Below are 13,089 nucleotides of genomic sequence, written 5' to 3' on the forward strand. Positions count from 1 at the left end.
GGCGGCGCGCGTGCCGACCCCCGCTCGGCGGATTCAGAAAGAGCGGACGATAATCAGCAGGATATAAAGCCCGACCAGGGCAATCATCGGCGAAAAATCGATCGCACCGGTGTTCGGCAGGGCCCGGCGCAGCGGGCCGAGGATGGGACGGTTCACCGCCCCGGCCAGGCGCATGATGGGGTTGTTGGCGGCGCCGCCGCCCCCGGCCTGGATCCAGCTCATCACCACCTCGACGATCAGCGCGATGATGAAGACCCAGATCACGGTGGTCAGCAGCTCGCGGATCGCCACGGCCAGGATGAGCCCGAGCCCCACGTCCACGCCAACGATGAGCACGCGCAACCAGATCTCGATGAACTTGAGCACGATCATCAGCACGATCGCGGCGAGATCGACCCGTCCCACGGACGGAATCACCGGCCGCAGCACCCGCAGTGGCGGATCGGTCAGCATCACGATGGTCTGCGAGATCGGGTTGTAGTAGTCGGCCCGCACCAGGCCGAAGATCGTCCGCAGGATCAGCAGGATGATGTAGATCCCGAAGACAACGCTGACGAGGAAGATGGCGATCTCTTGTCCGGTTCCGGCGGCGGGCATGCGGGCTCCTTGCGGTGCAGCGAGTTAACCGCGCCCATTCTCCGGCAAGCCCGGCGGGATGCCAAGCTGTGACGCGTCCGGTGCGGCTTGCCGGCGCGGCTCAGCCGCCGCGGCGGGCATCCATGCAGTCGCGCACCCGGGTGGCGATCTCCTCGATCGACAGCTCGGTCACGTCCAGGTGCGGGATCCGCCAGGTGTCGAAGAACTCCTGGATCGCCACGCATTCCGCCCGGCACTGCGCCAGACTCGCGTAGCGGCTGTCGGGACGGCGCCCCTCGCGAATCTGCGCCAGGCGCTGTGGCGTAATGGTCAGGCCCACCAGTCGACCGCCGAGCCCCCGCAGCCCTTCGGGCATGTGCGGGATATCGCCCTGGTGCAGGTCCTCCGGGACCAGCGGGTAGTTGGCGGCAAACAGGGCGTAGTTCATCGCCAGATAGAGACTGGTGGGTGTCTTGCCGGAACGCGAGGCCCCCAGCAGCACGACGTCGGCGACCGACAGATCCTGAGTGGCCAGGCCATCATCATGGGCCAGGGTGTAGTTCAGCGCCTCGATGCGGCGGTCGTAGCGGCTGACGTCGCCCATGCCATGGGCCCGTCCGGACACGGACTGCGACGCGACCCCCAGCAGGCCCTCCAGTCGCTCCACCTGCTCGCCGAAGACATCGATCACCGGCACCGGGCAATGGCGCAGATCGGCCCGCAGGTCGGCATTCGCCAGGGTGGCGACCACCAGGGCCGGCTGCGGACCGGCCTCGGCCCGGGCGAACACGCCGGCCAGGCGGCCGGGGGTCTGCACGAATGGCAGTCGGTGCCAGGCCGGGTCGACATCCGGAAACTGGGTGAACAGCGAGCGCGCCAGCGTCTCCGCGGTGATCCCGGTCCCGTCCGAAACCAGGTAGACCTGCGGGCACTGGGCGGCGGCATCAGCCATTACCGGGCTCCCGCCCCTGTGCGAGCTGTTCCCAGGTGGACAACAGCGAATCGGGGTTCAGCGACAGCGACTCGATGCCCTCGTTCATCAGCCAGGCCGCCAGCTCCGGATAGTCGGACGGGGCCTGGCCGCAGATACCGACGTACTTGTCGGCGCGCCGGGCGGCCCGGATGGCCATACTCAGAAGCGCCTTCACCGCATCGTCGCGCTCGTCGAACGACTCCGCCACCAGTCCGGAGTCGCGGTCCACTCCCAGGGTCAGCTGGGTCAGATCGTTGGAGCCGATGGAGAAGCCGTCGAAATGCTCGAGAAAACGCGCCGCCAGCAGCGCGTTGGAGGGGATCTCGCACATCATCACGACCTTCAGGCCGTTCTCGCCGCGGCGCAGCCCCTCCTCGTCCAGCACCCGGATCACGTCCTCGGCCTCGGTCAGGGTGCGCACGAACGGGACCATGATCTGCACGTTGTCCAGTCCCATGTCGTCGCGCACCCGCCGCAGGGCCTCGCACTCCATCGCGAAGGCCGGGCGGAAGGTCTCCGAGCGGTAGCGCGAGGCCCCGCGAAAGCCGAGCATGGGGTTTTCTTCCTGCGGCTCGTAGCCGCGCCCCCCGATCAGGTGGGCGTACTCGTTGGACTTGAAGTCCGACAGGCGCACGATCACCGGCTCCGGCGCGAAGGCCGCCGCCAGCGTCGCGATGCCCTCGTGCAGCTTGCGCACGAAGAACTCGCGCGGGCCGTCGTCGAATCCATGCAGCCGCTCGGCGATGCGCTCCTGCACCTCGGGATCCAGGCGATCCGGGTCCTCGGCGTAGTCCAGCAGCGCCAGCGGATGCACGCCGATGGTGCCGTTGATGATGAACTCCAGCCGCGCCAGGCCGATCCCCGCGTGTGGCAGTTGCGAGAAGGCGTAGGCGCGGCCGGGGTTGGCCACATTGAGCATCAGCTTGACCGGCAGCTCCGGCAGTTCGCCGATGTCGGTCTTCTTGACCTGGTATTCCAGCTTGCCCGGATACACGTGACCATCATCCCCCTCGGCGCAGGAGACGGTCGCCTGCATCCCGTCGGAGAGCACCTCGGTCGCATTGCCGCAGCCCACTACCGCCGGGATGCCCATCTCGCGGGCGATGATCGCCGCGTGGCAGGTACGCCCGCCGCGGTTGGTGACGATCGCGGCGGAGCGCTTCATGATCGGTTCCCAGTCCGGATCGGTCATGTCCGCGACCAGGATGTCGCCCTCCTCCATGGTGTGCATGGCATCCGGGGAATCCAGCACGCGCACGACACCGGCCCCGATCTTCGCGCCGATCGCCCGGCCGGTGACCAGCGGCTCCGCCTCGTGCGGCGCCAGTTCGTAGCGCTCGCCCGCGCCCAGCTCGACGCGACTCTCCACGGTCTCCGGGCGCGCCTGCACGATAAACAGCTCGCCGGTCTCTCCGTCCTGCGCCCACTCGATGTCCATCGGCCGGCCGTAGTGCTGCTCGATCGCCACCGCAAAGCGCCCGAGCTGCTCGGCGTCGGCATCCGACAGGCAGAAGCGCTGGCGCAGGTCCTCCGGGGTGTCCTCGGTGCGCGTGCCATCCCCGGTCAGCACCATGCGCACCGCCTTGGTGCCGAGGGTGCGGCCGATGATGGCGCGCTTGCCGGCCGCCAGCGCCGGCTTGTAGACCTGATACTCGTCGGGATTCACCGCGCCCTGCACCACCGTCTCGCCCAGGCCCCAGGCCCCGGTAATGAACACCGCATCACGAAAGCCGCTCTCGGTATCCAGCGTGAAGATCACACCGCTGGCGCCGACGTCGGAGCGCACCATGCGCTGGATACCGGCCGACAGCGCGACCTCGTCATGGGCGAAACCGTTGTGCACGCGATAGGCAATGGCGCGGTCGTTGTACAGGCTGGCAAAGCACTCGCGCAGCCGCTGCAGCAGGGCATCGATGCCGCGCACGTTGAGAAAGGTCTCCTGCTGCCCGGCGAACGAGGCCTCGGGCAGGTCCTCGGCGGTCGCCGAGGAGCGCACCGCTACCGGGACCTCGTCCCCCAGTTGCGCGTAGTGTTCGCGCACCGCCTGTTCCAGCTCGGCCGGCAGTTCGGCCTGCTCGATCCAGCCGCGCACCTCGCGCCCGGCGGCGCGCAGCGCCTCGATGTCGTCGATATCCAGATCCGCCAGGCGCGCCTTGATCCGTTCATCCAGACTGTCCTTCGCCAGCAGGGCGCGATAGGCATCCGCGGTGGTGGCAAACCCGCCCGGCACGCGCACCCCGGCCGCGCCCAGCTGTCCGAGCAGCTCCCCCAGAGACGCATTCTTGCCGCCCACCTTCGCGACATCGTTCATGGTCAGGTCGGCGAGATCGACTACCCAGTGCATGGCGACTCCTGGACTGCGGTGACCGGCCGGCACGAAGACGGCCGCGGGTTTGTGAACCCCTTAACAGGGGTGAACCACTATGATCAGCTAGACTTCGATGTTTTGTAACCTTCAGGAGACTGCGTGACTGCCCCAGCCGCCCGTCGTTCCAGCTTAACCCACTCCATCCTGCCGACCATGCTGCTCGGCTTGGCGTTCCTCGCGCAATCCGCCGTGGCCCACGAATCGGGCCCGTCCATGGCCATCCTGGGCACGGTGGAGGACGTACAGATCGTCGAGGAAGACGTCGTACTGGAGGCACGCATGGACACGGGTGCGACCTCCTCCTCGCTGAACGCACTGAACAAGGAGCGCTTCGAAAAGGACGGCGAGGACTGGATCCGCTTCGAGATCATCGATCCGGAAGACGAGGACGCCCGCATCACCCTCGAGCGCCCGATCGAACGGATCGTCCGTATCCGGCGCCACAGCGGCGAGTCGCAGGAGCGCCCGGTCGTGCGCATGGAGTTCTGCATTGGCAACCAGCTCCTGACCGCCGACACCAGCCTGATCGACCGCACGGCACTGACCTATCAGGCCCTGATCGGTCGCAGCCACATGGCCGGCCATATCCTGGTCGATTCCGGCGAGAAACACCTGCGCGCGCCCGACTGCGCGGCGGATGACCAGTGAAGCGCTTTCACCTGCCGATCCTGATCGTGCTGCTGAGCGCGGTCGGGCTCGGGGTCTTCGCCTACAAGGTCAGCGCGCTGGGCATGCCCCTGCAGCCGGACGCCACCGCCGAGACCTGGCAGGTGGAGGCACGGGTGCGCTATCAGCCCACCGGCGGCGCAGCCACGGTGGAGCTGCGCATCCCGCATCGCCTGCCCAATTTCTCCATTCTGGACGAAGGCTTCGTCTCGCGCGGCTACGGCCTGAACTCCATTACCCAGGCCGAGGATCGCCTGGCCCAGTGGACAACGCGCCAGCCACGCGGTGAACAGGTCCTCTACTACCGCGCCACGCTCTATCGCGACGGCAACGACCGCTCCGAGTCGGAGTACCCCGGGCCGGTGGCCGTACCCGACTGGACCGAGCCCTTCCGTTCCGCCGCCGATGCCCTGATCGACGACGTACGCGGCCGTTCCTCGGATATCCAGAGCTTTGCCTCGGTGCTGGTCAATGACCTCGCCAACGCCGCCCCCGCATCCAACGCGGCGGTGTTCATCGAGAGCGACGACAACCGCACGCGCCGCACCGAGACCCTGATCGAACTGCTGGCCACCGCGCGGATCCCCGCGCGCCAGGTGACGGCCCTCCGGCTGGTCGATGGCCGCCGCGACATCGAGCCGCAGACCTGGCTGGAGGTCCACAACACCCGGCGCTGGGTCCCCATCGACCCGGAGACCGGCGAGATCGAGTATCCCGCGGACGTAGTCGTCTGGTCGCACGGCAGCGCCCCGCTGCTCGAGGTATCCAATGGCGAGGCCGCCGAGGTCCGGTTCGCGGTCTCGCGCGGGGTGCAGGATGCCCTGGCGACCATCCAGCGCTTCGGCGACACCCTGGACACCCGCATCCTCGACTTCTCCACCCTGAACCTGCCGCTGGGCACGCAGAACACCTACCGCGTGCTGCTGATGGTGCCTCTGGGTGCGATGATCATCGTGTTCCTGCGCAACGTGATCGGCATCCAGACCTTCGGCACCTTCATGCCGGTGCTGATCGCGCTGTCCTTCCGCGAAACCCAGCTGCTGGCGGGGATCATCCTGTTCACCCTGATCGTCGCACTGGGCCTGGCCGTGCGCTTCTACCTGGAGCACCTGCGGCTGCTCCTGGTGCCCCGTCTGGCCGCGGTCGTCAGCGTGGTCATCATGCTGATGCTCGGGATCAGCGTGCTGTCGCATCAACTGGGCTTCGAGCGGGCCCTGGCGCTGTCGCTGTTCCCCATGGTCATCCTCGCCATGACCATCGAGCGCATGTCGGTCGTATGGGAGGAGCACGGGCCGGCCGACGCCATTACCCAGGGCATCGGCAGCCTGGTCGTGGCGGCCGCCGCCTACGGCCTGATGGCCAACCGTCAGCTGGAGCACCTGCTGTTCGTGTTCCCGGAACTGCTGCTGGTGCTGCTGGCCGTGACCCTGCTGCTCGGGCGTTACACCGGCTACCGCCTGACGGAACTGTTCCGCTTCGGCCGTATCCAGGACGCGATGCGGAGGCCCGACTGATGCCGGCCTGGTTCCCGCGCTTCGTGCGCCCGAAGCTGCTGAAGGAACAGGGCATCGTGGGCATGAACGCCCGCAATGCCCGCTACATCGCGGCCTGGAACTCCCGGCGCTTCTACCCACGGGTGGACGACAAGCTGCAGACCAAGAAACTGGCCCTGGATGCCGGCCTGTCGGTGCCCGATCTCTACGGGGTCGTGCGCACCCACCGCCAGATCCGCGACGTACGCCGCCAGCTGCGGGAGTACGAAGACGGCTTCGTGATCAAGCCAGCGCATGGCGCCGCGGGCGACGGCATCCTGGTGATCGAGGGCTGGCGCAGCAACCGGCCGCGGCGGGCGGGCGGCCGCGCCATGGAGCTGAGCGAGCTGGACGACCACATCTCCAACATCCTGTCAGGGATGTACAGCCTGGGCGGGCGCCCGGACGTCGCCATGATCGAACAGCGGGTGCGTTTTTCCTCGGTGTTCGACGCGGTCTCGCACCGGGGCGTGCCGGACATCCGCACGGTCGTCTATCGCGGCTACCCGGTCATGGCGATGATGCGCCTGCCGACCCAGGACTCCGACGGCAAGGCCAACCTGCACCAGGGCGCGGTCGGCACGGGCATCGACCTGGGCTCCGGCCGGACCATCGGCGGGGTGCGCTACAACAAGCCCTGCCGCGAACACCCTGACAGCGAGCAGAGCATCGTCGGTCTGCAGATTCCTGACTGGGGCCAGCTGATGGAGCTCGCCGCGGGCTGCTTCGAGCTGAGCCAGCTCGGCTACCTGGGAGTGGACGTGGTCATCGACGCCGACCGCGGACCGCTGATCCTGGAGCTCAATGCTCGCCCGGGGCTCGCCATCCAGATCGCCAATGGCGAGGGCCTGGACCACCGCATCACGGCCGTGGACGCGCACATGGTGGCGCGCGAGACCGAACCGGCGGCCGACCGCGCCCGCTGGTCCGCCGAGATCTTCGCCCGTCCCGACGCCACGCGCCCCGAACAGCCCGACCCGGAGCCCGCGACCGATGCCGAATGCGCCTGATGCCCAGGGCGGTTACGGACGCGATGAGTGTTTGGGCTATGCTAGGCGCATGACTGCCGCCGCCGAGACCCAGACGCCGGACATCGAACAGGCCCTTGCCGACGCCGAACGCGTCTGTGCCCGCCAGGGTGCGCGCCTGACCGAGCAGCGCCGGCGCATCCTCGAACAGATCCTGCGCACCGAGGGCGTGATCAAGGCCTACGACCTGATCCACGCCCTGTCCTCCGACGATCACAGCATCAAGCCGCCGACGGTCTACCGCACCCTGGCCTTCCTGCTGGAGCAGGGGCTGATCCACCGCATCGAGAGCCTCAATGGATTCGTCGCCTGCTCGCATCCCGGGGAGCGCCACGAATCCGCGTTGATGATCTGCGACGGCTGCGGCCAGATCACCGAGTTCCACACCCCGGAACCGGCCAGCCGCGCACTGGAAGAGGAAGCCGAGGTACAGGACTTCGCCATCGAGTCGCGCATGGTGGAACTGCACGGCCAGTGCGGCGACTGCCGTCGGAGTCAGCAGGACCGCGCCTGACACCGCCCCACCCTCTCAGCCCGCTCGCTTCCACCTTCCTGTGACCGCAGGCTCAGCCACCCTTGAAGCGTTCCCGCCGATCCTGCGAGCGGATACCCGACTTGTCGTGCTGGGCAGCTTTCCCGGCGTGGCGTCGCTGGAGGCCCGGGCCTACTACGCCCACCCGCGCAACCAGTTCTGGCCCATTGCCGGGCAGATCCTCGGCGAACCCTTCCCGGAGCTGGACTACCCGGAGCGCATCCAGCGCCTGCTCGACCACGGCGTGGGCCTCTGGGACGTCTACGGGGCCTGCTCGCGCGAGGGGAGCCTGGACAGCGCCATCCGCGAACCGGTCCCCAACGATCTGGCCCGCCTGACCCGCGAGGCCCCGGGCCTGCGCGTGATCATCCACAACGGCGCCGAGAGCGCGCGGCGCATCCGCGAGACCCGCGCCCTGGGCGTCGAGGCCCTACGGCTGCCCTCCACCAGCCCCGCCAACGCCCGCCTGAACCTGACCGAAAAGCTGGAGCCCTGGCGCGCGGCGTTCGCCCGCGCGGGCCTCCCCCGAGACCGATCCGCCACAAGCTGACTGGCTGGAACGGGGTTGAATCCAGGGTTGTTATTGTATAACGTTCACGTCTTGATGTTACGCTATAACAACTCACCTCCATCGGCGGACCCACTGATCCTGGCTGCAGTCTGCCGTGCAACAAGGAGCTCGACATGTCCCGCGCCCCATACGCCCGCCCCGTCCTTGCCGGACTCACCGCCCTGACCCTCGCCGCCCCCGGGGCCGCTGCCGCGCAATGGAGCGCCCAGTCCGAAGACCGTTCCTGGGGGCTGGACGTCTCGCTGATACTGGAAGGCATCTACTACAACGAAATGACCCGAGGGAACCAAGACCCGGCGGGCTTCGACGACGGCCACGACCATGGCCATAGCCATGGCCACGATCATGGTCATGACCACGGCTTCGACGACGGCTTTAACCTCGGCCACAGCGAATTGGTCTTCGAGGCCAACCTGGGCGACCTCTTCGACGGCGTACTGATGGTCGGCTTCGACGAGGATCATGTAGAGGTCGAAGAGGCCTTTCTGACCACCCGTGCCCTGCCTGGCGGCTTCCAGATCAAGGCCGGTAAGTTCCTGTCCGACATCGGGTACATCAACAGCCGCCACGGCCACGACTGGGACTTCGTCGATCGCCCGCTGGTCAACGAATACCTGTTTGGCGACCACGGCCTGCAAGACACCGGCGTGCAGGCCACCTGGGTCGCACCAACGGAAATGTATACCCAGTTGGGTGTCGAGCTGCTTCAGGGCGACCAGGACGAAGGTATAGCTGCTTTTGATAGCGACCTCCCGGTCTCGGAGAAGAGCGGACCGCGCGTGACCACCGCTTTTGCCAAGTTCGGCCCTAATCTTGGAGCCGATCACGCCGTGCAATTCGGGGTTTCAGGGGGCTATGTGGCCCAGACCGGTATTGCCGAGGATCACGGCAATCACGCCCATGGCCTGGAGGGTGATGCCTGGTTCGGTGGACTGGATGCCGTATACAAGTACAGTTCCGGGCGCGCCTACGGCCACGGGGACTGGACGCTGCAGGGCGAATACTTCTACATGCGCCAGAGCCTGGATCAGTACGACGGCCACGAGCACGGCCATGGCCACCACAGCCACATGCACTGGGAACGCACCAGCAGCCTCACCACCAAGCAGGACGGCCTCTACCTGCAAGCCGTTTACGGATTTGCGCCACGCTGGGAAGCCGGCCTGCGGACCGAGGCACTGGGTCTGACCAATGACGCGGTCGAAGGCAGCCACCATCACGGCCACGACTACTTCGAGGTCGAGTCCTTTGGCACCTCGTATCGGCACAGCGCCCAGGTCACCTTCCGCCCGGTGGAGCCGGTGTTCCTGCGCGCCCAGCTATCGCAGAACGACTTCATTGATGACCACGACCGCCGCGACCGCGGGCTGGAGTTCATGCTGCAACTGAATGTCGCCCTCGGCGCGCACGGCGCACACCGCTTCTGATGTTCGCTCGCGTGGGTCCGCTCGGACCCACGCACCTCCCGATGTTCGGCGGATACGCCGGCTTCAGGACACACCAGACACGCAACCCTTTTCCAAGGAGTCCTGCATGTTTCTTCGCATGATTCGCTCTAACACCACCCGATTGTTCACGGGCATGGCAACGATCGCCCTGGCAGCCCTATTACTGGTACCCAGCCAGGCGGTCGCCGGCCTCAATATCGTCGCCACCACGTCCAGCCTCGGTGCCATCGCCCGCGAGATCGGCGGCGATGAGGCCGAGGTCCGTGTGCTCGCACCGCCGGACCGCGATGCTCACTACCTCGACGCCCGCCCCAGCTTCATGGCGGCCCTGCGCCGAGCCGACATGCTGCTGGAGTTGGGCGCTGGCCTCGAGGAGGGCTGGCTTCCGGCCGCGCAGCGCGGCGCCAGCAACCGCGCCATCAACTCTGGACAACCGGGCCACTTCCGCGGGGCGGACATGGTCGAACTGCGCCGCTCGATCACCATGGACGGTCCGAACATGGGGCATGTACATGCCGAGGGCAACCCGCATTTCAACGCCGACCCGCTGCGCATGGCCGAACTCGCCCTCGCGCTGGGCCAGCGCATGGGCGAACTGCGCCCGGACCATGCCGACAGCTTCATGGAGCGAGCGGACCGCACGGCCGAACGCCTGCGCGCGCACGCCGAGGCACTGGCCGAGCAGGTCATGCCGGAGCAACGCATCGTGGTCTACCACGAGGACCTCGACTATCTGGAAGAGTGGCTGCCGGTCGAGATCGTCGGCTACCTGGAGCCGGCCCCGGGCATCCCGCCCACCGCGCGCCACCTGCGCAGCCTGGTCAGTGATCTCGAAGGCACCGAGGGCACCGTCCTGTACGCCGAATTCCAGCCGCCGCGCGGCGCCGAATTCTTCGAACGCAACCTGGGCTGGCCGAGCCATGCCGTCCCTCTGGACCCGCCGGCCGACTCGAGCCTGGACGGGTACCTGGAACTGATGACCACCTGGGCGCAAACGCTGCCTCAACGCTAACCCAGGGCGAAACACCTTCATCACGATCGGGCCCGGAAAAAGCTTTCCGGGCCCGATATCATTCAGGCCCTCCCAACGCGTTCGAGTCTGCATGCCCCCTCACCTCCCCCTAACCGTCCTGCACGCACAGGCCGTACACCTCGGCTTTGATCGTCCGGTGCTGGGCCCGCTGTCCCTCGAGGTACCCACCGGGGCCCGATGGGCCTTGACCGGCCCGAACGGCATCGGCAAGTCGCTGCTGCTGAAGGCCGTGACCGGCCAGGCTCGGGTACACGCAGGCACCCTGCAGCTTGGCCCCGCGACGCGTGTCAGCCTGCTGGCGCAGGACCACCCCCGGCGGGACCCCTGGCCCTTGTGCGGGCACGACTGGTTCCGGGCGATGGGCGCCACCCCGCCCGATCAACCCCGGGTAGAGGCCTTGCTGGATCGCCGGCTCGATCGCCTGAGTGGCGGCCAGTGGCAATTGCTGCGTCTGGCTGCGGCCCTGCACAGCAGCACCGACCGGCCATCAGGGGAACGCCTGATCCTTCTGGACGAGCCCGCCAACCACCTAGACGCCGAGGTGCGCGGCGATGCGGTCGACCTGATTGCCTCTCTCCCGGCCGATACGACATTGGTGATGACAAGCCACGACGACGAGTTCCTGCAGGCCGTCGGGGCCGAGAACCACCCGCTGACGGACTACCTCGATGCTCGGTGACCTGCTGTTCGTACCGTTTGTCTCCGGGCTGCTGGTCACGGCTGTACTTGCGCTGGCCGGAGCCGGGCTGTTCCTGCGCGGTTCGGTCTGGCAGGCCCTGGCACTCGGGCAGTGGGCCGCGGCCGGGGGCGTCCTGGCGTCGGTCGTCCACTGGCCGGTGCTGCCCGTGGCCCTGGCACTCGGTGCCGGAGTGATGGCCCTGCTGCAACGCAGCCCCGACCGCGAGCGCCTGCCGCTGGCCGTTTTTCTGGCCGGACTGGCGGCGGTGACATTGCTGGCCGCCAATTTCGCGCAGGCCAGCCTCGCCGCGGCCGCCTGGGCCGAGGGCCAGCTGTATTTCGCCGGCCCCCGCGAACTATGGGCAGTGGTCGTGCTCGGGTTGGCCAGCCTCGTGCTCGCGCCCGGGCTGTACCACGTCTGGCGACACGCACAGCTCGCCCCCGACGTCCCCGGCACGCGCAGCCCGCGCGCGTGGTTGCGCCTCACGGAGGTCGCCTGGCTGGTGGCCGCGGTGGTGCTGGGCAGCATGGTACTGGGGCTGCCCGCCGCCCTCGCCACGCTGCTCCTGCCCGCCTGGGGTGCCGCCTATCTCGCACGCAATCTGCGCGGGTTGTTCCTGTGGGCCCAGGCCCTGGCCCTCGCGGGCTTCCTGGTCGCCTGGAGCGTCAGCCTGCCGCTGGATCAGCCGTTTGCGCCGGTACTCGTCCTGGTCAATGTCGGCCTCGCCCTGGCGGCACGTCTGCTCGCAATGTCACGTCCCTGAAACGATCAAAAGGTCACCCCGGAGCAGAACCATGACCTCGAAGCTACCCTCCCATGGCGTACCCCCATCCGGCGGGCCGAAGCGTCAGGGCACCCACTCGCCGATCTTCCAGGCGATCGAGAAGCTGCAGGGCGACCGACCCTGGGGAAGTGTGCTCGATGCCGGCACCGGACGCGCATCCATCGAATGGATCTGTGCGCTGGAGACCGAGCGCTGGACCGCCGTCACGGCCTCGCAGGAGATGGCGAACACGGTGAAGAAGGCAGCAGGAAAAGGCCGGCGACGCGAAGATCGCATCCTCGTCGGCAACTGGATGTCCGACCAGCTCCTGTTTGGCGAGCGTTTCGACACCGTCCTGCTCGACTACTTCATCGGAGCAATCGAGGGCTTCTCGCCCTACTGGCAGGACCGCGCGCTGCATCGGCTGCGGCCCCACGTGGGCGAGCGGCTGTATCTCGTCGGCGTGGAACCCTATGTACTGACCGAACCCAAGACCGAGTCCGACCGCATCGTGCGCGAAATCGGCCGCCTGCGGGATGCCTGCCTGCTTCTCGCGGGGAACCGCCCCTATCGCGAATACCCTTCGTCCTGGGTCATGCGCCATCTCGGGATCGCCGGCTTCCGGGTTCTGGATGTCCGCTATTTCCCGATTCACTACCGCGAGCGCTTCGTCAACGGCCAGCTCGACCTGTGCCTGCGCCAGCTGTCGCACTTCAATGACGATGGCCTGGCAAAGGCCATGCACCAGAAGATCGAGGCGCTGCGGGAAACCGCCCTGCCGCTGGCCCGAAGCAAGGAGGGCCTGCGGCACGGGGCGGATTACCTGATCACGGCCGAGCCGATGGCCGACCGGCATCGCAGCCTGCCCGACGCGGCAGGCACCTCTCAGTCAGTGCCGTCCGGGCCGTAGCACGGGCCCC

Annotated in this window: 13 protein-coding genes; 10 read left to right on the plus strand and 3 right to left on the minus strand. The window is 67.7% G+C overall.

The window, feature by feature from the left end; all coding sequences use genetic code 11:
- Nucleotides 1-33 precede the first annotated feature (33 nt).
- The 3 genes from D106_RS0107815 to ppsA form a co-directional block, all read right to left on the minus strand.
- Entirely contained in the window at nucleotides 34-597 is a 564-nt protein-coding gene (locus D106_RS0107815) for a YggT family protein (RefSeq protein ID WP_018866703.1), read from the minus strand.
- Nucleotides 598-697: 100 nt separating this feature from the next.
- Complete coding sequence (locus D106_RS0107820; protein ID WP_018866702.1) at nucleotides 698-1,528, minus strand: pyruvate, water dikinase regulatory protein; 831 nt, start codon at nucleotides 1,526-1,528, stop codon at nucleotides 698-700.
- Complete coding sequence (gene ppsA, locus D106_RS0107825) at nucleotides 1,521-3,893, minus strand: phosphoenolpyruvate synthase (protein WP_018879727.1); 2,373 nt, start codon at nucleotides 3,891-3,893, stop codon at nucleotides 1,521-1,523. The genes D106_RS0107820 and ppsA overlap by 8 nt, the downstream gene beginning before the upstream one ends.
- Nucleotides 3,894-4,070: 177 nt before the next feature.
- Between ppsA and D106_RS14260 the strand changes: the two genes are divergently transcribed.
- The 10 genes from D106_RS14260 to D106_RS0107875 all read left to right on the plus strand — a co-directional run bounded on the left by D106_RS14260 (nucleotide 4,071) and on the right by D106_RS0107875 (nucleotide 13,079).
- Nucleotides 4,071-4,565: an ATP-dependent zinc protease gene (locus D106_RS14260; protein ID WP_051074887.1), complete on the plus strand. Its 495-nt coding sequence runs from the start codon at nucleotides 4,071-4,073 to the stop codon at nucleotides 4,563-4,565.
- On the plus strand, nucleotides 4,562-6,097 hold the full coding sequence (locus D106_RS0107835) for an inactive transglutaminase family protein (RefSeq protein WP_018866699.1): 1,536 nt from the start codon (nucleotides 4,562-4,564) through the stop codon (nucleotides 6,095-6,097). The genes D106_RS14260 and D106_RS0107835 overlap by 4 nt, the downstream gene beginning before the upstream one ends.
- Nucleotides 6,097-7,125 carry an alpha-L-glutamate ligase-like protein gene (locus tag D106_RS0107840; protein ID WP_018879728.1) on the plus strand — a complete coding sequence of 343 codons (1,029 nt, stop codon included), beginning with the start codon at nucleotides 6,097-6,099 and terminating at the stop codon, nucleotides 7,123-7,125. The genes D106_RS0107835 and D106_RS0107840 overlap by 1 nt, the downstream gene beginning before the upstream one ends.
- A gap of 49 nt (nucleotides 7,126-7,174) precedes the next feature.
- Nucleotides 7,175-7,657 (plus strand): Fur family transcriptional regulator, encoded by a 483-nt coding sequence (locus tag D106_RS0107845; RefSeq protein WP_018866697.1) that lies wholly within the window; start codon nucleotides 7,175-7,177, stop codon nucleotides 7,655-7,657.
- 40 nt (nucleotides 7,658-7,697) lie between these two features.
- The gene (locus D106_RS0107850; RefSeq protein WP_028484211.1) at nucleotides 7,698-8,225 is read left to right on the plus strand and encodes a DNA-deoxyinosine glycosylase; all 528 of its coding nucleotides are present in this window, start codon (nucleotides 7,698-7,700) and stop codon (nucleotides 8,223-8,225) included.
- 134 nt (nucleotides 8,226-8,359) lie between these two features.
- Nucleotides 8,360-9,673: a hypothetical protein gene (locus D106_RS0107855; protein WP_018879730.1), complete on the plus strand. Its 1,314-nt coding sequence runs from the start codon at nucleotides 8,360-8,362 to the stop codon at nucleotides 9,671-9,673.
- A gap of 154 nt (nucleotides 9,674-9,827) precedes the next feature.
- Nucleotides 9,828-10,706 (plus strand): metal ABC transporter substrate-binding protein, encoded by an 879-nt coding sequence (locus D106_RS0107860; RefSeq protein WP_231372869.1) that lies wholly within the window; start codon nucleotides 9,828-9,830, stop codon nucleotides 10,704-10,706.
- Between the two features lie 91 nt (nucleotides 10,707-10,797).
- Nucleotides 10,798-11,406, plus strand: coding sequence for an ATP-binding cassette domain-containing protein (locus D106_RS0107865; protein WP_026280624.1), 609 nt, complete (start codon nucleotides 10,798-10,800; stop codon nucleotides 11,404-11,406).
- Nucleotides 11,396-12,169 (plus strand): metal ABC transporter permease, encoded by a 774-nt coding sequence (locus D106_RS0107870; RefSeq protein ID WP_018879733.1) that lies wholly within the window; start codon nucleotides 11,396-11,398, stop codon nucleotides 12,167-12,169. The genes D106_RS0107865 and D106_RS0107870 overlap by 11 nt, the downstream gene beginning before the upstream one ends.
- Nucleotides 12,170-12,200: 31 nt before the next feature.
- The gene (locus D106_RS0107875) at nucleotides 12,201-13,079 is read left to right on the plus strand and encodes a class I SAM-dependent methyltransferase (protein WP_018879734.1); all 879 of its coding nucleotides are present in this window, start codon (nucleotides 12,201-12,203) and stop codon (nucleotides 13,077-13,079) included.
- The last annotated feature ends 10 nt before the right edge of the window (nucleotides 13,080-13,089 follow it).

The sequence above is a fragment of the Thioalkalivibrio sp. ALE9 genome, assembly GCF_000377445.1.
GTDB lineage: Bacteria > Pseudomonadota > Gammaproteobacteria > Ectothiorhodospirales > Ectothiorhodospiraceae > Thioalkalivibrio.